The 21669-nt window shown below is 63.3% G+C and carries 20 protein-coding genes; 11 read left to right on the top strand and 9 right to left on the bottom strand.

Annotation, left to right across the window (positions count from 1 at the left end; genetic code table 11):
• Positions 1–9: 9 nt before the first annotated feature.
• On the top strand, positions 10–1875 hold the full coding sequence (locus VX159_RS02365; protein ID WP_371324388.1) for an ATP-binding protein: 1866 nt from the start codon (positions 10–12) through the stop codon (positions 1873–1875).
• Positions 1865–3193, top strand: a complete 1329-nt coding sequence (locus VX159_RS02360) for a sigma-54-dependent transcriptional regulator (protein WP_371324387.1) — start codon at positions 1865–1867, stop codon at positions 3191–3193. The genes VX159_RS02365 and VX159_RS02360 overlap by 11 nt, the downstream gene beginning before the upstream one ends.
• A 95-nt stretch (positions 3194–3288) precedes the next feature.
• Here the strand turns inward: VX159_RS02360 and VX159_RS02355 are convergent, their stop codons facing one another.
• The 4 genes from VX159_RS02355 to VX159_RS02340 are packed head-to-tail and all read right to left on the bottom strand — an operon-like array spanning position 3289 to position 7580.
• On the bottom strand, positions 3289–4809 hold the full coding sequence (locus tag VX159_RS02355; protein ID WP_371324386.1) for a spermidine synthase: 1521 nt from the start codon (positions 4807–4809) through the stop codon (positions 3289–3291).
• Positions 4806–5423 (bottom strand): fused MFS/spermidine synthase, encoded by a 618-nt coding sequence (locus VX159_RS02350; RefSeq protein WP_371324385.1) that lies wholly within the window; start codon positions 5421–5423, stop codon positions 4806–4808. Before VX159_RS02350 ends, VX159_RS02355 begins: the two co-directional genes overlap by 4 nt.
• Positions 5424–5438: 15 nt before the next feature.
• The gene (locus tag VX159_RS02345; RefSeq protein ID WP_371324384.1) at positions 5439–7202 is read right to left on the bottom strand and encodes a phosphoethanolamine transferase; all 1764 of its coding nucleotides are present in this window, start codon (positions 7200–7202) and stop codon (positions 5439–5441) included.
• A 36-nt stretch (positions 7203–7238) separates the two neighbouring features.
• The gene (locus VX159_RS02340; RefSeq protein ID WP_371324383.1) at positions 7239–7580 is read right to left on the bottom strand and encodes a prepilin-type N-terminal cleavage/methylation domain-containing protein; all 342 of its coding nucleotides are present in this window, start codon (positions 7578–7580) and stop codon (positions 7239–7241) included.
• A gap of 186 nt (positions 7581–7766) precedes the next feature.
• Between VX159_RS02340 and VX159_RS02335 the strand changes: the two genes are divergently transcribed.
• Positions 7767–8312 carry a tetratricopeptide repeat protein gene (locus VX159_RS02335; protein ID WP_371324382.1) on the top strand — a complete coding sequence of 182 codons (546 nt, stop codon included), beginning with the start codon at positions 7767–7769 and terminating at the stop codon, positions 8310–8312.
• 70 nt (positions 8313–8382) lie between these two features.
• Here VX159_RS02335 and VX159_RS02330 read toward each other — a convergent pair whose 3' ends face one another.
• Positions 8383–9282: a DMT family transporter gene (locus VX159_RS02330; protein ID WP_371324381.1), complete on the bottom strand. Its 900-nt coding sequence runs from the start codon at positions 9280–9282 to the stop codon at positions 8383–8385.
• A 114-nt stretch (positions 9283–9396) separates the two neighbouring features.
• On the opposite strand from VX159_RS02330, the gene VX159_RS02325 reads away from it, so the two are divergent.
• Complete coding sequence (locus VX159_RS02325; protein WP_371324380.1) at positions 9397–10314, top strand: LysR family transcriptional regulator; 918 nt, start codon at positions 9397–9399, stop codon at positions 10312–10314.
• A 41-nt stretch (positions 10315–10355) separates the two neighbouring features.
• Positions 10356–11534: a hypothetical protein gene (locus VX159_RS02320; RefSeq protein ID WP_371324379.1), complete on the top strand. Its 1179-nt coding sequence runs from the start codon at positions 10356–10358 to the stop codon at positions 11532–11534.
• Here the strand turns inward: VX159_RS02320 and VX159_RS02315 are convergent.
• Positions 11495–11716 carry a hypothetical protein gene (locus VX159_RS02315; protein ID WP_371324378.1) on the bottom strand — a complete coding sequence of 74 codons (222 nt, stop codon included), beginning with the start codon at positions 11714–11716 and terminating at the stop codon, positions 11495–11497. The two genes, VX159_RS02320 and VX159_RS02315, sit on opposite strands and share 40 nt — an antisense overlap.
• Before the next feature lie 34 nt (positions 11717–11750).
• Between VX159_RS02315 and VX159_RS02310 the strand changes: the two genes are divergently transcribed.
• A complete protein-coding gene (locus tag VX159_RS02310) occupies positions 11751–13163 on the top strand; it encodes a PLP-dependent aminotransferase family protein (RefSeq protein ID WP_371324377.1) in 1413 nt (470 codons plus the stop codon).
• Here the strand turns inward: VX159_RS02310 and VX159_RS02305 are convergent.
• Together VX159_RS02305 and VX159_RS02300 are read right to left on the bottom strand one after the other, a co-directional pair.
• The gene (locus VX159_RS02305; RefSeq protein WP_371324376.1) at positions 13158–13466 is read right to left on the bottom strand and encodes a hypothetical protein; all 309 of its coding nucleotides are present in this window, start codon (positions 13464–13466) and stop codon (positions 13158–13160) included. The genes VX159_RS02310 and VX159_RS02305 overlap by 6 nt on opposite strands.
• A 2-nt stretch (positions 13467–13468) precedes the next feature.
• Positions 13469–14074: a cytochrome c oxidase subunit 3 family protein gene (locus tag VX159_RS02300; RefSeq protein ID WP_371324375.1), complete on the bottom strand. Its 606-nt coding sequence runs from the start codon at positions 14072–14074 to the stop codon at positions 13469–13471.
• Positions 14075–14311: 237 nt separating this feature from the next.
• On the opposite strand from VX159_RS02300, the gene ccoG reads away from it, so the two are divergent.
• Entirely contained in the window at positions 14312–15703 is a 1392-nt protein-coding gene (ccoG, locus tag VX159_RS02295) for a cytochrome c oxidase accessory protein CcoG (RefSeq protein WP_371324374.1), read from the top strand.
• Positions 15704–15758: 55 nt separating this feature from the next.
• On the opposite strand, the gene tsaD is transcribed toward ccoG, so the two are convergent.
• The gene (gene tsaD / locus VX159_RS02290; protein ID WP_371324373.1) at positions 15759–16781 is read right to left on the bottom strand and encodes a tRNA (adenosine(37)-N6)-threonylcarbamoyltransferase complex transferase subunit TsaD; all 1023 of its coding nucleotides are present in this window, start codon (positions 16779–16781) and stop codon (positions 15759–15761) included.
• A 164-nt stretch (positions 16782–16945) separates the two neighbouring features.
• On the opposite strand from tsaD, the gene rpsU reads away from it, so the two are divergent.
• From rpsU to rpoD, 4 genes are all read left to right on the top strand, one after another.
• On the top strand, positions 16946–17158 hold the full coding sequence (gene rpsU / locus VX159_RS02285; RefSeq protein ID WP_371324372.1) for a 30S ribosomal protein S21: 213 nt from the start codon (positions 16946–16948) through the stop codon (positions 17156–17158).
• A gap of 182 nt (positions 17159–17340) precedes the next feature.
• On the top strand, positions 17341–17784 hold the full coding sequence (locus tag VX159_RS02280) for a GatB/YqeY domain-containing protein (protein ID WP_371324371.1): 444 nt from the start codon (positions 17341–17343) through the stop codon (positions 17782–17784).
• Between the two features lie 63 nt (positions 17785–17847).
• Positions 17848–19590: a DNA primase gene (gene dnaG / locus VX159_RS02275; protein WP_371324370.1), complete on the top strand. Its 1743-nt coding sequence runs from the start codon at positions 17848–17850 to the stop codon at positions 19588–19590.
• A gap of 92 nt (positions 19591–19682) precedes the next feature.
• Complete coding sequence (rpoD, locus tag VX159_RS02270; protein WP_371324369.1) at positions 19683–21662, top strand: RNA polymerase sigma factor RpoD; 1980 nt, start codon at positions 19683–19685, stop codon at positions 21660–21662.
• Positions 21663–21669: the final 7 nt, after the last annotated feature.

Below are 21669 nucleotides of genomic sequence, written 5' to 3'. Positions count from 1 at the left end.
CCGCGCACTATGTCCCGCTTTCGCTCCCTGCGCCCCAACCTGCGCCCGCTCTCGGTCTTGATTGCCAGCCTGCTGCTGATGCTGCTCGCCGGCAGCGTCGCCTACCGCTTCGCGCAGCGGCTCGGGCTGGCCGACCTGCAGGCGACCGGGATGCACCGGCTGGAGCTGTATTCGGCCAGCCTGGAACGGGAAATCGGCAAGTACGCTTTTCTCCCCGGCACCCTGAGCCTGCAACCGGAAGTGCTGCGTCTGCTGACCCGGCCGCAGGCGCAGACCGCCACCGGAGTCAATGCCTTTCTCGAACAGCTCAACGAGCGTGCCGGCACCTTGTCGATCTACGTCATCGACCGCGACGGCCGGGTCCGCGCGTCCAGCAACTGGCGGCGCCCGGACAGTTTCGTCGGCGAGGATCTCTCCTTCCGGCCCTATTTCCGCGACGCGCTGGCCAACGGCAGCGGCCGCTTCTTCGGGATCGGCACCACCCGGGGCGAACCCGGCTATTACCTCTCGTCGGCGCTGGCCGCCGACGGCGAAATCCTCGGCGTGGCGGTGATCAAGGTCGGGCTGGAAAGTCTGGAAAAATCCTGGTCGACCGTGGAAGCGCCGGTCCTGGTCGGCGACGAGAACGGGGTGGTGATCCTCTCCTCGGTCGCCGACTGGAAATTCACCACGCTGCGCCCGCTCGACGACGAGACGCGCAAGGCCTTCGACCACACCCAGCAATACAACCGCCGGGCGCTGCAGCCGCTGGGGATCAAGGACCTCGCCGCGCTCGACCACGGCGCCCGGCTGGTGCGGATCGCCCGCGAATGGCCGGAGATGGCCACGGTCTACCCGGTAGTCGGGCGGTTTTTGACCCAATCGCGGCCGCTGCCGGGCACGCCGTGGACGCTGACGGTGTTTTCCCATCTCGAACAGGTCGACGATCTGGCGCAGAGCCGTGCCGCGCTGGCGGCGATTGCCGCCGCCTGCCTGTGCATGCTCGGCGCCATCGTCAACGAACGCCGCCGCCACCTGCGCGACCGGCTGGCGGCGCGCGAGGCGCTGCAGAAAGCGCACGACGAACTCGAACGCAAGGTCGAGGAACGCACCGCCGACCTGTCCACCGCCAACCAGCAATTGCAAGACGAAATCGCCGAACGCATCCGCGCTGAACGAACCTTGCGCGCCGCCCAGGACGAACTGGTGCAGGCCGGCAAGCTGGCGGTGATCGGCCAGCTGTCGACCGGCATCGCGCACGAACTCAACCAGCCGCTGGCGGCGCTGCGCACGCTGTCGGGCAATACCGGCCGCTTCCTCGAACGCGGCGACCTCGACACCGCCCGTACCAACCTCGGCCGCATCGCCGACCTGGTCGACCGGATGGGCCGGATCACCGGCCAGTTGCGCAATTTCGCCCGCAAGTCCGACGGCCAGTCGGCGCCGGTGCCGCTCTGCCATGCCGTCGATAATGCGCTGGGCCTGCTTGAAGCGCGGCTGCGCCGCGCCGGCGCGGTGGTCGAACGCAGCTGCCCGGCCGATGAACCGGTCGCGCTATGCGACGCCAACCGCCTCGAACAGGTGCTGATCAACCTGATCGGCAACGCCCTCGACGCGATGGCCGGGCAAGCCGCGCCACGCATCGAACTGAGCTGGGACAGCGCCGCCGGCCGCATCCGCCTGGCCGTCCGCGACCACGGCCCCGGCCTCAGTGCCGAGGCCGAACAACACCTGTTCGAACCCTTCTTCACCACCAAGCCGGCCGGCGACGGCCTCGGCCTCGGCCTGGCGATCTCGGCCGGCATCCTCCGCGATTTCGGCGGCAGCCTGCACGGCGCCAACCATCCCGACGGCGGCGCCGTCTTCACCCTGGAACTCCCCCGCCATGAGCGATAAGCTGAAGATCCTGATCATCGAAGACGACCCCGACGTCGCGCTCGGCTGCGAGCAGGCGCTGCAACTCGAAGGCTTCGCCACCGACTGCGCCGGCAGCGCCGAGCAGGGCCGCCGCCGGATCGGCGCCGACTTCCCCGGCATCGTGGTCAGCGACATCCGCCTGCCCGGCCAGGACGGGATGAGCCTGCAACGCGAACTGCAGGCGCTCGACCCGGAACTGCCGGTGATCCTGATCACCGGCCACGGCGACATTTCGATGGCGGTGCAGGCGATGAAGGACGGCGCCTACGATTTCCTGCAAAAGCCCTTTGCCCCGGAAGAACTGGTCGACGTCGTCCGCCGCGCGCTGGACAAACGGCGGCTGGTACTCGAAGTGCGCGCCCTGCGCCGGCAGCTGGAACAACGCGACCTGGTCGCCGCGCGGCTGATCGGCAACTCGCCGGGCATGGTCCGTGTGCGCGGCCTGATCGGCGCGCTGGCCAACAGCGCCGCCGACGTGCTGATCCACGGCGAAACCGGCACCGGCAAGGAACTGGTTGCCCGCTGTCTGCACGACGCCAGCCCGCGCCGTAAAGGCAATTTCGTCGCCATCAACTGCGGCGGCCTGCCGGAAACCCTGTTCGACAGCGAGATTTTCGGCCACGAAGCCGGCGCTTACACCGGCGCCGGCAAACGCCGCATCGGCAAGATCGAGCACGCCAACGGCGGCACCCTGTTCCTCGACGAAATCGAAACCATGCCGCTGCCGATGCAGATCAAGCTGCTGCGCGTGCTGCAGGAAAGAACCCTGGAACGGCTCGGCTCGAACACCAGCATTCCGATCGACATCCGCATCGTCGCGGCGACCAAGGAAGACCTGCTCGGCCTCGCCGACCAGGGCAAATTCCGCGCCGACCTCTATTACCGGCTCTCGGTCGCTACCTTGCCGTTGCCGCCGCTGCGCGAACGCCGCGAAGACATTCCGCTGCTGTTCGAACATTTTCTGCTACAGGCCGCCGCCCGCCACGAGCGCCCGGAACCGGCGACCACGCCGGGCCGGCTGCAGCAACTGGTCGGCTACCAGTGGCCGGGCAATGTGCGCGAACTGCGCAACGTCGCCGACCGCTGCGTGCTCGGCATCGAAGCCGGCTCGCCGCCTTTCGGCCAGCCGCAGGGCGATGCCCCGCGCCCGCTCGCCGAAACCGTCGAAGCCTTCGAACGCGCGCTGATCGCCGATGCGCTGCGCCGCCACGGCACCCTCGCCCGCACCGCCGAAGCCCTGGCCGTGGCCAAGACCACGCTACACGACAAGATCCGCAAGTACGGGCTGGGGGAGTAAGCGGCCCCGCAAGCGGCGCTCCGTTTTTTACCCCGATTCACGGTCGACCGTGGGCGGCAGTAAAAACCACCCACTCCGCGCTCCCGCCAGGCCCCCTACTCCCCTTCTTCCGCGCCGCGTCCGAAGCGGAATTCAGTAATCATGTTCTGGTCGGTAACCACCTGCAGCGGTCGGGGGTAGATTCTGGCGATCTGCTGCAACTGGATGAACTTGATCCCGGCCAGTTTGGCCAGTGCCTGATTGTTCTCGCGGGTATCGGCGAACAAAGGCACCCCGCGATCGTTGAATTTCTTCAGTCGTTGCGGCAATTGCGGCAGTTCTTCGCGGAAATCGTGCTTACCCGCATAAACAAAATTCCGGAACATGTAGGCATGTGGAAAAACGCTGGCAGCGGTGAGAAAGGCATCGTAAGAATCGGTGGTATTGAAGGCCAGAATACCTCCCGGGGCCAGCGCGTCGTGCATCAGGCGCTGCATTTCGACTGAAAGCAGGTTGGTGATATTGGCCCGCCAATGGAAGGTGGTGTTCATCACGATCAGGTCGAACTGCGCATGACTGCGACGCAACCAGCGGCGTCCATCGTCGATGTGCAGATGCAGGCGCGGATCATCAAGCAGGGGCGAAAGCTGCGGATAAGCGCGAATCATCTCGACGTAAGCAGGATTGATCTCGACTACGTCGATCCTTTCGACACCGGGCATCATGCCGATGATCCGGGTCCATGCGCCCGACGACAAGCCGATCACCAGTACCCGCTTCGGCGCCGGATGCAAGCCATAGAGCAGATAGGCCCGGTCGATCATGTTGCTGTTGCGGAGCAGGTCGATATTGGTTTTACCGTCATAGACGTTGCCACCGAGCACACTATCGTCATCGCCTGGCTGCGACACCGAATGAACCACGCCATGACGGTTTTCGATCAGCAGGTGGAGCTGGCCGGTGCCAACCCGTGCCAGCTGCTGCATCAGTCCGGCGCCAACCGGCCACAGCAGCGGCAGCACCAACAGGCCAGCCAAAGCCACGGTAAAGCCATAGCGCCCAGCTGCACGGGCTTCGCCTTTGACACTGACGAACAAGGGCGGCAAGGCGCACAAGAAGCAGAGCAAGGCCAGCACGTGCAGACTGCTTCCCGAGGAAAAATGCTCAAGCAGGAACAAGCCAGTCAGCAGCGGCCCCAGGGTCGCGCCCAGAATGTTGCAGAAATAGGTGCGCGAAACTGAACGCCCAAGGCGCTCGCCCGGCAAGGAACCCAGGTGGTGCACGATCGGGAACAGCGTTCCCTTGACCGCCGCACCAAGCAGGATCAGCACCAACAGCAGGAAATTGGTCCAGGGCCGGCCATCGGCTCCGACAATCAACGACGGCAGCGCGAGCAAGAGCAGGCCGGCCAGCAGCAGCAACCACGCCGCCGTTGCCGGCGTTGCCCGCCCACGCTCGGATAGCCGCTTGCCGATCAAGGCCCCGAGCGCGATACCACCGAGAAAACCCGCCAGTACCATCGCAAAGGCCCGCGGCGTGCTTTCAAAAATAAAACCGACAATGCGCACCCAGAGAATTTCCTCGGAGAGGCTGATGAAGCCGGCACAAAAAGAAAGAAACCAGGCCAGCCGGGTCATTTCTCGGCTCCTTGCAAACTCAGACCGACAGCGGCAGCAACACCGAAATTGATCGCCGCCGCCAACTGGATCACTCGATCCAGTTCCATCCAGTGAAACAGCCAGAATGCGGTCAGGCTGCAGCCAAGCATTGCCCCGAGCGTATTCAGGGCATAAAGATGTCCGGTGGCCGCACCGACATTACGCCAGACGCGCACCAGATGCGCGATCAGCACCGGCAACGTCGCCCCCATGAAAAAAGTCGGGATCAGCATCAGCAGGAAATTGGCCAGGCCGGAAACGGCAAACGACGCGTCGGATAACCACAGCCCCAACGCCCGGATCAGAAAGGGGCTGACCAGACCGAAGAGGCCGATCACCACTTCGCACAGGACAAAAAACTTCAGGGTCGCGGCAGGAAAGCGGTCGCCCAGCCAGCCCCCGGCCAGCGCCCCGAGACCAAGACCGAGCATGAAGGTCGAGACGATGATGCAGACCGAGATCAGATCGACCCCGAAGTTGGCAAACAACAAGCGCTGCCACGCCACCTGGTAAATCAGCCCGGCGGCACCGGAACAGAGGAAGGCCAGGCCGATCAAGGCAAAGTTCTGCTGGGAGATTGAACGATCAGTCATCGTGGCATAAGCAGTCTAGCGGACGCTCTTTTCAATCACCCGGCAGGCACCTAGCGGAGTGACTTGGTCAAAATTCGGGATGCTCCATACCGGCCGGGGATGGTAATGCCATGCCTGACCAAACCAGCTTCTGGCCGGATCAAGCCCGGCATAATCAATACCTGCAACGTCAATCAGGGAATGAAAGACATCCAGCAAATGTAGTGGCTGGTTCTTTCTGACCTGAATCCGCTCGGCCAAGCCAGGCAAATTCTTTTCGAGTTTCGGCGATGTCCACACCAGTCCGGCCGTGCGATAGTTATCCACCGTACTATGACCGTGACCATATTTGGTGCACCCGAGATCGGGGAGATTCTCTCCATGATCTGAAACATAGACAAGAGAAACGGCCTGTTTCAGGGAGTCAAGACGGGAGATGATTTTTGCCAGCACGAAATCGGTGTACAAAACACTGTTATCGTATTCATTATGAATTGGCGAAAACCCGCCTATTTTATTGTCCAGCCCATCGCTACCAGAAAAAACAGAAAATTCGGCCGGATAACGATTTGAATAATCCGCATGGCTACCCAGCAGATGAATCACCACCAACTTTCTTTTTTCCGGGCGGCTCAGCAACACCTTTTCCAATGCCGGCACAACATGCCCATCGTGCTCTGCAGACTGCGTATAGTCCGCTGCATTGAGGAAATGACGGTACTCAGCCCTCTCGGCATGCAGTACGATCGTTGAATCATGCATCCCCAGAGGCGACTGGTTTGAGAGCCAGTGAGTCTCCCAACCTGCGGCACGAAAGACGTCCAATACCGAGGGAACTGACATGGGGGGCAAGCCCTGTTCATCAAGGACCCCGGTTAATAAGCTGGGCACAGAAAGCCTGGTGGTTGGCCACGCTGTCAGCAAATCGCTCAAGCTGGCCGCTGCACCGATTTTTTCAATTTCAGGCGTTGTTTGCCGAGCATATCCATTGGCGTGCCAATGTTTCGGGTTGGCCGACTCGCCGATGACCAGCACCACCAATTCGCTCGAGTTCTCTCTTGCAGTCTGCGCATTGATATTGATTTTTTTGAAGCTTTCACGCGCAGCATCCAATCGTTTCTGCTCGGCGAAATAAGTACCCAGCCGAAACGGAACCCCAAGAGGGAAGCTGGGCGTCACGACCTTATCCATGCCAAAAGTTACATCTTTAAGCAAAGATAAAGTACTGACCGATTGCTCTCCGCGCGCATTGCTTGCTTCGGGCACGACTTCTGACTCCAGGCTTAGCTCAGCCAATGCCATACTGGCGAAAGGAATCAGCATTCCTGCCCCGAGTAAACGCCACATCCGGTGAGGGCGGCAGAATTGGCGAAACGCAATTCGCCGGAATTCGCAGAAAAAGGCAATCCCGATAGCCACTCCGCTCCCGAGCAACAATAAGCCTTTGGCATACCCAAGGTACTCACTCGCCTCGACGAAGTTGGTTTCGCCAATCACCGCCAGCACGTGCGCCGAAGAAGGGGATGCATAGCGCCAGATATAGTAAGACTCGAATGGCACCAACAATGCGAACGGGAGACCGAGCAGCAGCAGCACCCCCAGCCGCCGCTGAGTCCACGCGAACACCCCAAAAAACATGCATAGCGTCAGCGCCAGTCCATACTGGAATGCGTGCATGCGGTCCTCTGCCAAACATAGCCAGAGCACATCCGGCACCAACAAAACCGCCAGCAGGATCAATGGCCGCGCCACAAAAGCCCCTGTCATAAAAATCAAGTCGGCAAAAAAAAGGTTGGCCATGGTGGCCAACCTTTTCGGAATCAACGAGCGATTGACTTAGCTACCCAGCGAGCAAGAGCCAGCATCGTAATTGCAGGTCACCGTCTTCACGCCACGGGAAGCCTTGAAGGTAGCGGTACCGGTGGCCAGCGCGGTCGGCAGGGTGCCGGAACCATTACAAGCGGCCAGGGCGGTGGTGGACAGCAAGCCGGTATCGTTATTGGCGTTGGCAGCGGCCATGCCACGGGCGACGGCAGTCGCTTCAGCCAGACAGGCGGCGTCGGCGGACTTTTCGGTGTAGCTCTTGTACTGCGGCAGAGCCACGGCAGCCAGAATACCGATGATGGCGACGACGATCATCAGTTCGATCAGGGTGAAACCTTGTTGTGCGCTTTTCATTTCAGACTCCTTGAGTGGTGAGTGAGACGGGAACCTGTTTGGCCCGACGTATTACCTTAGGCAGATTCCGTGCCATGTCAAAAATAACAAATTTACTGAAAGAAACAAGGCAATCGCCCCCAGAACCGGCTACAGCAAGGTTTTGGCACAAGCAAGGCTGTGCCATGCCTGCCAATTTGCGTCACAATGTCACATCCTCCGACGCTGGCTGGAGGAGTTTCTCTCACTCTGACCACCACCCTGCTGATGCCCCTACCCTCTCCTGCCCTGCTCAGTCTGGACGCTGCGCTGGCGCTGACCGGCCTGAGCAAACGCACCCTGTGGCGACGGATTGCCGAGGGCGGGCTGCGCAAGCAGGAAGCCGAGGGTAGCAAACAAGCCACTGCGCTGGTTCTTGACGACGTTTTGCTTCTGGCCGGGCTGATGCTGGATGCCGAGAATTATGCCTTGCTGCAGCTTGCCGACGCAGGCGATGCCACCGCCCAGACCGAGATTGGCCAGTCCCTGCTGCAGCGGCAACGGTACGCTGCAGCAGTCTACTGGCTGACCCGGGCGGCAGAACAGGGCGCCGCCGACGCGATGCAATGCCTGGGGCACTGCCATGCGACCGGCCAGGGCCTGCCGCGCGACGGGCACCTGGCCCTGATGTGGATTGCCAAGGCAGCGGCGGCGGGGCATCCGATTGCCCGGCGGCAGATCGCTGGCCTCTGCCCGCCCTCCCGGCACGACTGAAGTCGGCCGATCGGCCGACGCTGCCTAAAAATGCGGCACTCCCACGGTCGACCGTGAAAAACCGCAAAATTCACTTGCGCGTGACCAGCAACACCCCGGCAACCACCAGCGCGGCACCGCCCAATTGGTGCAGGGAAAGCGGTTCGTCGAGCAAGGTCCAGCTGAAGAACAGGGTCAGCATCGGCCCCAGGGTGCCAATCAATACGGTGCGGGCCGAACCGATGCGACGGATCGCCGCCGACTGCCAGAATACCGGCAGCACGGTCGAGAACAAGGCCATTCCGGCGCCATAGGCGTACACCGGCCACGGCTGAATCAGCGCGGCAAGCGGTTCGCTGAGCAGGAAGTGAAGCTGCGCGGCGGCCGTCGACACCAGCAATCCGAGCGCCGAAAAGCGGGCCGAGCCGATGCGGTGCACCGCCACCTCGGCGCCGGCGCTGTAGCACGCGTAGGTCAGCGCCGAGCCAAAGACGAAGGCGGCGCCGATCAGCACGCTGCGGGTATCGCCGGCCAGTTGCAGATCATGGGCAAAGGCCAGCCCGATCCCGGCGTAAGAGAGCAGCAGCGCCGGAATCAGCCGCCGGTCGAAACGCTTGCCGAGGAAAAGCACGCCAACAACGATGGTCAACGTCGGGTAGGTAAACAGAATCAGCCGCTCGAGCCCGGCCGAGATGTACTGCAGACCGAGGAAATCGAGCATGCTCGAGGCGTAGTAGCCAAGCAGGCCAAGTACCACCAGCAAGCTCCAGTCGCGCCGGCTGAGCGGCTCGCCACTGCGCAGCGCCGCCAGCCCGGCGACCAGGAAAAAGGGCAGCGACAGCGCCATGCGCAGCGCCAGCAGGGTGATCGCCTCGACCGGCGCCGCAGCGTAGGCGAGCTTGACGAAAATCGCCTTGAGCGAGAAACCAAAGGCAGCGAGCAGCGCCAGCGCAATGCCGAGACGTTCGGCAGACCAGTTCTTCCAGGGCATTGGTGATTTTCCTTGAGCAGCACGGCGACTGAGCATTGGCCGTACCCGAATGATGCAAGCTGCGATAGCGGCTTACAATTGGCCTTTCCCCACGCAAGCATTCGTCGCAGACGAATGCTGATCACCATGTACTACGACCTGACCGACCTCCGCGTATTTGTCGCCATCGCCGAATGCCAGAATCTGACTCGCGGCGCCGAGCGCGCGCACCTGGCGCCGTCGTCGGCCAGCCACCGCATCCGCCTGCTCGAAGAGAGCATCGGCACGCCGCTGCTGCTGCGCCAGGCGCGCGGGGTGAGCCTGACCCGCGCCGGCGAAGCCCTGCTCCGCCACGCTCGCCAGGTCTTCGCGCAGCTGGAACAGATGCACGCCGACCTCGCCCCCTTTGCCGCCGGCGTGCGCGGCCACGTCAGCCTGTGGGCCAACACCCACGCCACCCACAGCTTCCTGCCCGACGACCTGGCCGGCTTCCTGCGCCGGCAGCCGCAGGTCAGCGTCACGCTGGAAGAGCGCACCAGCCCGGAAATCGTACTCGCAGTCGCACGCGGCGAAGTCGAAGTCGGCGTCGTCGCCGAGCGGGTCGAAGGCGCCGATGTCGAATTGCTGCCTTACCGCGCCGACCGCCTGGTACTGATCGCGCCACCCGGCCACCCACTCGCCGGCCAGCGCAACACCACCTTTGCCGAAGTCCTCGACCAACCCTTCGTGATGCTGCACGCCGGTTCGGCGATCCACACCTTCACCATGAACGCGGCCGCCGCACTCGGCCGCCACCTCGACGTACGGATTCAGGTGCGCAGCTTCGAGGCGGTCTGCCGCATGGTCGCCGCCGGCGTCGGCCTCGGCATGGTGCCGAAAAGCGCAGTCTCCGCCGGCACATCTGCCGTACCGGCCGTAGTCGAACTCGACGAAGCTTGGGCGCAACGCGATCTGCAGGTCTGCGTGCGCAAGCGCGAACTGCTCTCCGGCTTCGCCCTGGCGCTGGTTGACAGCCTGCTCGCCTCGGGTGCGCGGGCTACAATGGGCGCTTAAGCGGCCCGCCGCAGAATTTTCGCCTATTCAACGAGTTGACCGTGACAACCAGCATTTTTGCCCAGTTCCCCCGCCTGCGAAGGCATGCTCCTCTGGCCACATCGCACCCCACTGCCGGTCCCCGTCCGGGTCGCTGGCTGTATGCGCTGCTACTGGGGATGGGCGTGCTGGCCATGCAATCAGCCGGGGCCAACTGCCGCATTGCCTACGACCTCGGCTCATCGGGGATTCGCGCCGGCAGCTCAGACGGTGGCGACAACCCGAAACGCGAACTGCCGGCACTGACCCGCCTGTGGGCCGGCGACGGGATCGACGCGATCGGCAGCGACACCGCGCACACCCTGCGCCAATTACGCGCTCAATTGCCGCTACCCGCCAACTGCGCCCAACTCGGCGCCGGGTATTCGGCCTGGCGCCTCGCCTACCAGCGCGACCCGGCGGCCACGGTCGCGGCGCTTGCCGCCATCCGCGCCAACAGCGGCGTTGCCATCCTGATTGCTCCGCAGGACCTCGAAGGACGCTATGGTTATGCTGGAGCCCGGCAACTGCTTGGTGAACGACTGCAGAGCAGCCACATACTCGACCTCGGCGGCGGCAGCCTGCAATTGGCCGGCGCCAAAGGGAGCTATGGCGATGCCCTCGGGCAAAAGGCCTGGCAAAAGGCGCTATGCGCCGCCCTGCGTCCCGGCCAGCCGCTACCCTGTACGCTGGTGCCGCTGGCCGACGCCGAACTGGACCGCGCACGCGCCCTGCGCGATGCAAAGCTGGCGCCACTGGTCGGCGCCTTGCCCCCCCCCGTCACCCTGACCGCAATCAGCCGCCCGCTCAGTCGCGGCGTATTGCCGGCACTGCAAAAACTGCTGGCAACGCCGCCCGACGCGGCGCCGGAAATCACCCGCGGCGAATTGCGCGCCGCCATCGGCCGCCTGGCTCCGCTCACTGCCGAGGCTGCTGCCACTGCCACCGGCAGCCCGGCCGGTCACCTGCCCTATCTGCTTTCCGATCTGCTGCTGGTCGAAGGCCTCCTCCAGGCCACCGGTGCTGCCCGCCTGCAGGTTGCCGAAATCGATCTCAGCAACGTTCCCGGCCTGCTCGCCGACCCGCAAGCCTGGCGCTGGCAGGAGGCAGCGGCCTACGCCTGCTACCTGCACCGCCTGGAACGCGACGGCCCGGCGGCTGCCTACGCCGGCGACCCGGCAAGTTGCGCAGCGGCCAGATAAGCAGAACAATTTTCCTCGCGCGCACCAGTCGACCGTGAATGGCAGCGCACTGCGACGATCAGGCCGCCGGAACACCACCAGCCAGTATCAATCTGCGGCCCCAGGCGGTGGCCGGAGCCCGGCAGCGGATTATCCAGCCAGATACCGCAACCGCGCGGCGGCTCCTGCTTGATCCCGGCCAAAGCACTGCACCGCCGCCCCTGCTAACATTCGCGCATGAGCCGCTACCGGGAACTTGCCGAACAGACCGAGAAACTGATCCTGGGCGGCATCCTGCGCCCCGGCGAACGGCTGGCTTCGGTGCGGCAGGCTTGCCGCATCCACAAGATCAGCCCGATCACGGTCACCCAGGCCTACCACCTGCTGGAAAGCCGCAGCCTGATCGAAGCGCGCCCCAAGTCGGGCTATTTTGTCCGCGCCCGCCTCGGCCAGTCGCTGCCGGAGCCCGAGATGAGCCACCCGGTCGGTGGTTCGACCCAGCTCCAGGTCAGCGATTTCATCTTCCAGATTCTCGACAGCGTCCGCGATCCCGCAGTCGTCCCGCTCGGCTCCAGCTTTCCCAGCCCCTTTCTCTACCCGCTCGCCAAGCTCGGTCGCTTTCTCGCCGCTGCCGCACGCAAGTTCGACCCGCTGGCAACCGTCACCGACCTGCCGCCGGGCAACGAGGAACTGCGCCGGCAAATTGCCTTGCGCTACCTGGCGCAGGGGGCCACGGTCTCGCCGCAGGAAATCGTCATCACCTCCGGCGCAATGGAAGGGCTCAACCTCTGCCTGCAGGCGGTGACCCAGCCGGGCGACCTGATCGCCATCGAATCGCCGACCTTCTATGCCGGTTTGCAAGCCAGCGAGCGGCTCGGTCTCAAGGTCATCGAGATCCCCAGCCACCCGCGCGGTGGCGTCAGCCTGAGCGCCCTAGAGGACGCCTTGCAGCACCATCCGATCAAGGCCTGCCTGTTCATGCTCAACTTCGCCAACCCGACCGGTAGTTGCGTCGCGGACGAGAACAAGCAGGCCCTGCTCGAATTGCTCAGGCGCCACGACGTGCCGCTGATCGAGGACGACGTCTATGGCGAACTGTATTTCGGCGCAGCGGCCCCGCTCTGCAGCAAGGCCGAGGACAAGAGCGGGCTGGTCATGCACGTTTCCTCGTTTTCCAAGTGCCTGGCGCCGGGCTACCGGATCGGCTGGGTCGCCGCCGGCCGCTACGCGCAACGCATCCAGCGGCAAAAACTCTCGCTCAGCCTGGCGACGACGATCCCGGTGCAGATCGCGCTGGCCGACTACCTCAAGCAAGGCGGCTTCGAAAACCACTTGCGCCACCTGCGCCAGACCCTGGCCGGGCAGGAAGCCCAGCTGGTCCAGGCCATCGAACGCCATTTCCCGCCCGGCACCAAGCTGGCGCGCCCACGCGGCGGCTATTTCCTGTGGCTGGAACTGCCGCCCCGGGTAGACACCCTGTTGCTGCAGCAACAGGCGCTGGCGCGCGGCATCAGCATCGCACCGGGGCCGATTTTCTCGGCCAAGCGGGAGTTCGGCCACCACCTGCGGCTCAACTTCGGCCACCCAGACTCGCCGCGCCTGGAAGCGGCGCTGGCGACGCTCGGCGAGTTGATCGCCGGCCAGCTATAGCGTCGCCCAACGCGCCAGCTGGGCGCCGAAATAGGCAAGCCCGAGCAGGGCCAGCGGCGTCACCGCGACGAAGCCGTTAAGCACGCGGCGGATGAAAGGATGGCAGGACCCGACCTCGATGAAGTGGCGGGCGACCACGCGGCCCTTGAGCCAGACCAAGGCGGCGACCAGCAACTGCAGCCAGGGCGTGCCGTGGAACCACTGGCCGAGGCCCAGGCTGAGCAGGGTGAGGACGACCAGCCCCAGCCAGGCATCGGTCAACGCACCGAGTTCCCCCGGCGTCTTTTTCTCGGCGATATTCATGATCACACCAGCACGTAGAAGAAGGAGAAGAGCACCAGCCAGATGATGTCGGTGGCGTGCCAGTAGCTGGCCAGGGCTTCCAGGCCGCTGTAGTCGTCGACCGTGTAAGCGCCGCCCAGATGCCGCGCCAGAACCCAGAGCATGCCGAGGATGCCCCACACCGCATGCACCAGGTGATTGAGCGTCAGGTAGTAGTAGACGGTGAAGAAGATGCCGGAATCGCCGGTGATGCCGTGCGCCAGGTTCCACTGGAATTCGAAATACTTGGCCAGCGGATAGCCCAGGGCCAGCAGCAGCCCGGCGCCCAACCAGCCGAGCGAAGCCCGGCGGCGGCCGGCGCGCAAGGTGGCGACCGCGCAGGCGATGCAGTAGCTGCTGCTCACCATCAGCAAGGTGATCGTCGTGCCCGCCAGCCGCGAAAGCTGCTCGCCGCCCTGCGCAAAGGCCTCGGGAAAATGCGCGCGGGAAATGAAATAGACGACGAACAGCACCAGGAATTCGACGAACTCGCAGGTAATCCCGACCCAGATTCCCTTGTTGCCCGGGATTCGCCATCCGCCGGGCGTTTCCGCCAGCGGTTCCCGATTGGAAATTGCCACAGCACTCATTGATGCCCCCTCGCTTGAATGGATTGCAGCATTCTGAGCGGGGGCGAAAAACATCACAGATACAGCCAAAGCGATTTCCAATCCGCACAGTGATCGCTTGACGGAAAAACCTGCGGCCGAATCTGTGCCCATATAAAACAACAAAATCTGAATCTGTTTCCATTTGCCGCCGGGTGCTCTACTCCCAGTCGCTCTGGGGAATCCCCCCCACGGCACCGCGACAGGAGGGAAGCGACGATGAACACACCGGGCAACAAGGTCAGGGAGGCCAAACTCGAGCTGTACCGGAAGAAAGGAAAGATTCACGCCAAGGCAACTGCGGGAAGGTTCAACCGCCTGCGCTGGGCGCTGGTCTGGCTGACCCAGCTGGTTTTCTTCGGTGGCTGCTGGCTGAGCTGGGAGGTCGGCGACAGCAGCCGCCAGGCCATCCTGTTCGACATCGCCCACGAAAAGTTCTACCTGCTGGGCTGGGTCTTCTGGCCGCAGGATGCGCTGCTGCTGGCCTTCGCCCTGATCCTGGCGGCGACGGCGCTGTTCCTGGTGACGGCGCTGGCCGGACGCCTGTTCTGCGGCTTCGTCTGTCCGCAGACGGTCTATACCGCGATCTTCACCTGGATCGAGGCCAAGATCGAGGGCGATCACCTGGCGCGACTGAAGCTCGACCAGAGCCCCTGGAGCGGCCGCAAGCTGGCGCTCAAGGCGAGCAAGCACGGTTTGTGGCTGCTCTTCTCGGCCTGGACGGCAATCAGCTTCGTCGGCTATTTCACGCCGATCCGTAGCCTGCTGCCCAGCCTGGCGGCTTGGCAGATCGGCCCATGGGAGGGCTTCTGGCTGATTTTCTACGGCGCCTTCACCTACGTCCAGGCCGGCCTGGCGCGCGAAGCCGTGTGTCAGCACATGTGCCCGTACTCGCGCTTCCAGGGCGTGATGTTCGATGCGGCGACCCGCAACGTCGCTTACGACCGCAGCCGCGGCGAGCCGCGCAATCCCCGCCGGCAGGCGGAAACGACAGGCGATTGCGTCGACTGCGGAATTTGCGTCCAGGTCTGCCCGACCGGCATCGACATCCGCGACGGCCTGCAATACCAGTGCATCAACTGCGGCCTGTGCATCGACGCCTGCGACCGGGTGATGCACAAACTGGCGCTGCCGAGCGGCCTGATCCGCTTCATGTCCGAGCGGGAAGCGGCGGGCCAGCCCCAACCCGCCGGCTGGTCCGGACGGCCGCGCGTCGCGGTCTACAGCGGCCTGCTGCTAGTCTTTTCGCTGCTCGGCGCCTGGACCCTGGCCGAGCGCCCACTGTTACTGGCTGACGTTCTGCGCGACCGGGGCGCCCTGCTGCGGGAAACCGCCGACGGCAAGATTGAGAATTCCTACACCCTGAAGCTGATGAACCTCGCCGAAACGCCACGCAACGTCACCGTCGCCGCTGAAGGCCTGCCCGGGATCGAGATCGTCGGCGACCGCCAATTCATGCTCGCCGCCGGGAGCATCCGCCCGCTTCCGATCACCGTCGCAATGCCCGGCAATAGCGGGATCAGCGGCATTCAGCCGATCCGCTTCCGAATCACGGCAAGCGACGAACCGGCCAGCGCGGTACTGGAAAAAAGCAGCTTCGTGCTGCCTTGACCGACACTGACCGCGACCACGGGTTGCCGCAAGCGGGCAACAGTCGCCGCGCCGCTCAGCCGGCGATCTGCATCAGCGGCCAGCGCGGCAGCACGGCGAACTCGCCGGCCGGCTTGCTCGGCGTGCCGGACTGCAGGCGCAAACAGCCGGCGAGCGCGATCATCGCCCCGTTGTCGGTACAGAACTCCAGTTCCGGGTAATAGACGCGGAAGCGCTTGCGCCGTGCTTCGTCGTCAAGGGTGGCGCGCAACTGTTTGTTGGCGCCGACGCCGCCGGCCACCACCAACTGTTTCAGGCCGGTCTGCTTGAGCGCCTTCAGCGCCTTTTTCGCCAGCACCTCGACGATGGCTTCCTGAAACGCCCGTGCCGCATCGGCCTTGAATTCATCAGCAAGGTGCTCGCCCTGTTCGCGGACCAGGGTCAGCACCGCCGTCTTCAGACCGGAGAAGCTGAAATTGAGGTCGCCGGAATGCAGCATCGGGCGCGGCAACTCATACACGCCCGGCCGCCCTTGCTCAGCCAGTTTCGAGAGCAGGGCACCGCCGGGATACGGCAAGCCGAGCAGTTTGGCCGATTTGTCAAAGGCTTCGCCGGCGGCGTCGTCGAGGGTTTCGCCGAGCAAGGTGTATTCACCGACGCCGGTCACCTGCATCAATTGCGTGTGGCCACCTGAAACCAGCAGGGCGACAAAAGGAAAGGTCGGCGGATCAGCCGAGAGCAGCGGCGACAACAGATGCCCTTCGAGGTGATGCACCGGAATCGTCGGCTTGTCGAGCGCCAGCGCCAGTGCCTCGGCAAAGGCCGAGCCAACGAGCAGCGCGCCGGAAAGGCCGGGACCACGGGTATAGGCAACAGCATCGATGTCGGCCAGCGATTTTTGCGCTTTTTCGAGGGTCGACCGTAGCAGCGGCACCACCCGCCGCACGTGATCGCGCGAAGCCAGTTCGGGAACCACGCCACCGTACTCGGCGTGCATCGCCACCTGCGAATGCAGGGCGTGCGAGAGGAGGCCGGCAGCGCTGTCGTAGAGCGCAATACCGGTTTCGTCGCAGGAGGATTCAATACCTAGGATCAGCATGGCGCACATTTTAACACTTGGAAGAACAAGGGTTTTTCAATATACTGCTCGGCTTTCCGCGATTTCGTGGAACAAAAATTGTGCGCACTGCCCAAACCCGGCGCCAGATCATTGGTGATGACTGGCCCAGCCGCAGGCGCAACCCAGGAAGGAGGTGAAAATAAATGCCGAACATTCGCGTCAAAGAAAACGAGCCGTTCGAAGTGGCCATGCGTCGCTTCAAGCGCACCGTTGAAAAGACCGGTCTGCTGACCGAGCTGCGCGCCCGTGAGTTTTACGAAAAGCCCACCGCCGAGCGCAAGCGCAAGGCTGCCGCTGCCGTGAAGCGCACTCTCAAGCGCCTCCGTAGCCTGACCCTCCCGCCGAAACTGTACTAATCCTACGCTTCGTCACCAAAAGGCCGCCCGCTCACCAGCCGGCGGCTTTTTTTCTTAAAGCCACTGCCCCCTCTTGATCCTTGATCCTTGATCCTTGATCCTTGATCCTTGATCCTTGATCCTTGATCCTTGATCCTTGATCCTTGATCCTTGATCCTGCCACCACCGCTCACCGCCCGACCATGACTCTCAAAGCTCGCATTACCGACGACATGAAGGCCGCCATGAAGGCCAAGGAAACCGGCCGCCTTGCCACCATCCGCCTGCTGCTGGCCGCAATCAAGCAGAAGGAAGTCGATGAGCGCATCGAACTCGACGACACCGCTGTTAACGCCGTGATCGAGAAGCTGGTCAAGCAGCGCAAGGACTCGGTCAGCCAATACGAAGCCGCCGGCCGTCAGGATCTGGCTGATGTCGAAAAGGCTGAAATCACCGTCCTTTCCGCCTATCTGCCCGAAAAAATGAGCAGCGAGGAGATCGCCGCTGCAGTTGCCGCCGCCAAGGCCGAAACCGGCGCCGCCGGCCCCGCCGACATGGGCAAGCTGATGACTGCCCTCAAGCCGCTGCTGGCCGGCAAGGCCGACATGGCCGAGGTCTCAAAACAGGTCAAGGCAGCACTGGGTTAACAGCCCAGACCCTTGGGAACGGGAGCCCTTGCCCCCCGTTCCCGCGGACAGAACCCCAGAACAATGATCCCCGAATCCTTCATCCAGGATTTGCTCGCCCGGGTCGACATCGTCGACCTGATCGACAGCTACGTGCCGCTGAAGAAATCGGGGGCGAATTACTTCGCCTGCTGCCCCTTTCATAGCGAAAAATCGCCCTCATTCTCGGTCAGCCCGAGCAAGCAGTTCTACCACTGCTTCAGTTGCGGCGCCCACGGCACAGCCATCGGCTTTGTCATGGAATACCAGGGCATGGGCTTCATTGACGCAGTGCGCGAACTCGCCGGCCGCGCCGGGGTGCAAGTGCCCGACGACAAGGACTATTCGCCGCAGCAACAAGGCCGCACCCGCAGCCTGATCGAAATCATGGCCCGCGCTGCGCAGTACTACAAGGAACAACTGAAACGCTCACCGCGCGCCATCGAGTACTGCAAGAAACGCGGCCTGAGCGGCGAGATCGCCGCCCGTTACGGCATGGGCTACGCACCTGATGGCTGGAACAACCTGAAAAGCATCTTCCCCGACTACGACGGTGAAGCACTCAAAGAGGCGGGACTGGTCATCGACAACGACAACGGCCGCCGCTATGACCGTTTCCGCGACCGCCTGATGATTCCGATCATCAACGCCAAGGGCGACATCATCGCCTTCGGCGGCCGGATCATCGAGCAGCAAAGCGACAAGGACGGCCCCAAGTACCTGAATTCGCCGGAAACCCCGCTTTTCGAAAAAGGTCGCGAACTGTTCGGCCTGCCGCAGGCCCGCCAGGCCCTGCGCGAAACCGATACCGCGATCGTCACTGAAGGCTACATGGATGTCATCGCGCTGGCCCAGAACGGCGTCGGCAACGCAGTCGCCACCCTCGGCACGGCAACCACCGCAACCCACGTACAGAAACTGCTGCGCCAGGTCGACCGCATTGTCTTCTGCTTCGACGGCGACAACGCCGGCCGCAAGGCCGGCTGGCGGGCACTGGAAAACGCGCTCGAAGCCCTGGCCGACAACAAGCGGATCGGCTTCGTTTTCCTGCCCCAGGACGAAGATCCCGATAGCTACATCCGCCGTTTTGGCAAGGAGTCGTTCGACCGACTGGTGGCACAGGCAACGCCGCTGTCCGACTTCATGCTGCGCGAACTCGCCAACCGCTGCGACCTGACCAGCGCCGAGGGCCGCGCCCAGCTGATCCACGAAGCCAAGCCGCTGCTGCTCAAACTGCCGACGCCGCTGCTCCGCCTACAACTGGTCAAGCGCCTGGCCGAGGCCAGCGGCTTCGCCCAGCAGGAGGTCGAGCGCCTGTGCGAACTCAAATCCTACGCCCCACCGGCACCGCCGCGCCCAAAACGCACCGCCCCATCGCTGCTGCGCAGCCTGCTGCGGCTGCTGCTGCACCGCCCGACTCTGGCCCGCCAGATCGATCCGGCGCAGATTCCCGAAGGCAGTGAGCGCCCGGCACTGCTCAGCCTAATCCGGACGGTAAACGAGAGCCACGGCGAAATCAGCTACCCGGCCCTGCGCGAGCGTCTGCGCGGCCAGCCCGAGGAAGCGCAGATCGAAGCCCTGGCGGCGGAACTCCTGGCCCTGCCGCTTGACGAAGACGAGGCAGAAACGGAATTTGCCGCCTGCCTCGACAAACTCAGCCAAGGGCAACACCGGCTGGCCTTCGCCGAACTGCAGACCAAGGCCCAGCGCTTTGGTGTCGCCGGGCTGTCGGCGGAGGAAAAACAGGCCTATGTTGCACTACTGGCGGCGCAGGCCAAAAAAGGCTGAACGCCGCCGATCTTGCACCGCAGCATCGCCACAAAAACAGCGCTAAGCTGTGGTAAAATTTATGGTTTTCTCCAATTCTACGGATCGTGTTCATGGCTAAGGCAAAAGACACCGCGAAGGACGCACCCAAGGCTCGCCCCAGCAAGGCCAAGGAGAAGGCGGCCGAAAAGGCGCTGATCGAAGGCGCAATGGCAGAAACGCCAGAGCCGCTTGACGCTGAAACCCGCAAGATGCGCCTGAAAGCGCTGATCAAGCTGGGCAAGGAACGCGGTTACCTGACCTACGCCGAGATCAACGACCACCTTCCCGACGATGTGGTCGATGCGGAATCGATCGAAGCAATCATTTCGACCTTCAGCGAAATGAGCATCCAGGTCTTCGACGAAGCCCCGGCTGCCGAAGACCTGCTGATGTCCGACACCGCCGCAGCCGCCGCCGACGACGAAGAAGTCGAAGCCCAGGCCGAACAGGCGCTGTCATCCGTCGATTCCGAATTTGGCCGCACGACCGACCCGGTGCGCATGTACATGCGCGAAATGGGCACCGTCGAGCTCCTCACCCGCGAAGGCGAAATCGAAATCGCCAAGCGGATCGAGGAAGGCCTCAAGCACATGATCCAGGCGATCTCCGCCTGCCCGACGACGATCACCGAAATCCTCGACATGGTTGCCAAGGTCGAGACCGACGAGCTGCGCATCGACGAGCTGGTCGATGGCCTGATCGACCCGAATGCGGTTGAAGAAGCACCGGCCGAAGACCCGGCCGACGACGAACTGGAAGCCGCCGAGGAAGAGGAAGAAGAGGACGAAGACGGCGAAGGCGGTGGCGGTGCTGCGGCAGCTTCCCTGCTGCAGCTGAAGACCGACGCCCTGGAGCGCTTCAAGGAAATCCGCGCGATCCACACCAAGATGCAGAAGACGCTTGCCAGCAAGGGTTCGCAAGACAAGGCCTACCTCAAGCTGCAACAGCAACTGTCCGACGAATTGATGCACATCCGCTTTACCTCGCGGGTGATTGAGCGCCTGTGTGACAACGTTCGCGATATGGTGGACGGCATCCGCTTCTGCGAACGGAAAATCCAGCAACTGTGCGTTGACCGTGTGAAGATGCCCCGCCCGCACTTCATCCAGTCCTTCCCTGGCAACGAAACCAACTTGGACTGGGTCGACGGCGAAATCGCCGCCGCCCCCAAGACCTACGCGCCGATCCTGACCCGCATGGCACCGGACATCAAGGAACAGCAAAAGAAACTGCTGGCGCTGCAGGACCGGATCGGCATTCCGCTCAAGGAACTGAAAGACATCAACAAGCAGATGTCCACCGGCGAAGCCAAGGCCCGCCGCGCCAAGCGCGAAATGACCGAAGCCAACCTGCGTCTGGTGATCTCGATTGCCAAGAAGTACACCAACCGTGGCCTGCAGTTCCTCGACCTGATCCAGGAAGGCAACATCGGCCTGATGAAGGCGGTGGACAAGTTCGAATACCGTCGCGGCTACAAGTTCTCGACCTATGCGACGTGGTGGATTCGCCAGGCGATCACCCGCTCCATCGCCGACCAGGCACGCACCATCCGCATCCCGGTGCACATGATCGAAACGATCAACAAGATGAACCGGATCAGCCGCCAGATCCTGCAGGAAACCGGCGCCGAACCGGATCCGGCAACCCTGGCCAAGAAGATGGAGATGCCCGAGGACAAGATCCGCAAGATCATGAAGATCGCCAAGGAGCCGATCTCGATGGAAACCCCCATCGGCGACGACGACGACTCCCATCTCGGCGACTTCATCGAGGATCAGACCACGCTGGCCCCGGCCGATGCGGCGATGTACTCCAGCCTGCGCAATGTCACCAAGGAAATCCTCGACAGCCTCACCGTCAGGGAAGCCAAAGTGCTGCGCATGCGCTTCGGGATCGAAATGAATACCGACCACACCCTGGAAGAAGTCGGCAAGCAGTTCGACGTCACCCGCGAGCGGATTCGCCAGATCGAGGCCAAGGCCCTGCGCAAACTGCGCCACCCGAGCCGCTCTGATAAACTGCGCAGCTTCCTCGACCAGAACGGCAACTAAGCCGCAC

The organism is Dechloromonas sp. ZY10 (assembly GCF_041378895.1).
GTDB classification, from domain to species: domain Bacteria; phylum Pseudomonadota; class Gammaproteobacteria; order Burkholderiales; family Rhodocyclaceae; genus Azonexus; species Azonexus aquae.
This window is presented reverse-complemented; position numbering and strand designations above follow the sequence as displayed.

Coding starts and splice junctions, on each gene's coding strand:
- VX159_RS02365 (WP_371324388.1), top strand. CDS start 10: ATGTCCCGCTTTCGCTCCCTGCGCCCCAACCTGCGCCCGCTCTCGGTC.
- VX159_RS02360 (WP_371324387.1), top strand. CDS start 1,865: ATGAGCGATAAGCTGAAGATCCTGATCATCGAAGACGACCCCGACGTC.
- VX159_RS02355 (WP_371324386.1), bottom strand. CDS start 4,809: ATGACCCGGCTGGCCTGGTTTCTTTCTTTTTGTGCCGGCTTCATCAGC.
- VX159_RS02350 (WP_371324385.1), bottom strand. CDS start 5,423: ATGACTGATCGTTCAATCTCCCAGCAGAACTTTGCCTTGATCGGCCTG.
- VX159_RS02345 (WP_371324384.1), bottom strand. CDS start 7,202: ATGGCCAACCTTTTTTTTGCCGACTTGATTTTTATGACAGGGGCTTTT.
- VX159_RS02340 (WP_371324383.1), bottom strand. CDS start 7,580: ATGAAAAGCGCACAACAAGGTTTCACCCTGATCGAACTGATGATCGTC.
- VX159_RS02335 (WP_371324382.1), top strand. CDS start 7,767: ATGTCACATCCTCCGACGCTGGCTGGAGGAGTTTCTCTCACTCTGACC.
- VX159_RS02330 (WP_371324381.1), bottom strand. CDS start 9,282: ATGCCCTGGAAGAACTGGTCTGCCGAACGTCTCGGCATTGCGCTGGCG.
- VX159_RS02325 (WP_371324380.1), top strand. CDS start 9,397: ATGCTGATCACCATGTACTACGACCTGACCGACCTCCGCGTATTTGTC.
- VX159_RS02310 (WP_371324377.1), top strand. CDS start 11,751: ATGAGCCGCTACCGGGAACTTGCCGAACAGACCGAGAAACTGATCCTG.
- VX159_RS02305 (WP_371324376.1), bottom strand. CDS start 13,466: ATGAATATCGCCGAGAAAAAGACGCCGGGGGAACTCGGTGCGTTGACC.
- VX159_RS02300 (WP_371324375.1), bottom strand. CDS start 14,074: ATGAGTGCTGTGGCAATTTCCAATCGGGAACCGCTGGCGGAAACGCCC.
- ccoG (WP_371324374.1), top strand. CDS start 14,312: ATGAACACACCGGGCAACAAGGTCAGGGAGGCCAAACTCGAGCTGTAC.
- tsaD (WP_371324373.1), bottom strand. CDS start 16,781: ATGCTGATCCTAGGTATTGAATCCTCCTGCGACGAAACCGGTATTGCG.
- rpsU (WP_371324372.1), top strand. CDS start 16,946: ATGCCGAACATTCGCGTCAAAGAAAACGAGCCGTTCGAAGTGGCCATG.
- VX159_RS02280 (WP_371324371.1), top strand. CDS start 17,341: ATGACTCTCAAAGCTCGCATTACCGACGACATGAAGGCCGCCATGAAG.
- dnaG (WP_371324370.1), top strand. CDS start 17,848: ATGATCCCCGAATCCTTCATCCAGGATTTGCTCGCCCGGGTCGACATC.
- rpoD (WP_371324369.1), top strand. CDS start 19,683: ATGGCTAAGGCAAAAGACACCGCGAAGGACGCACCCAAGGCTCGCCCC.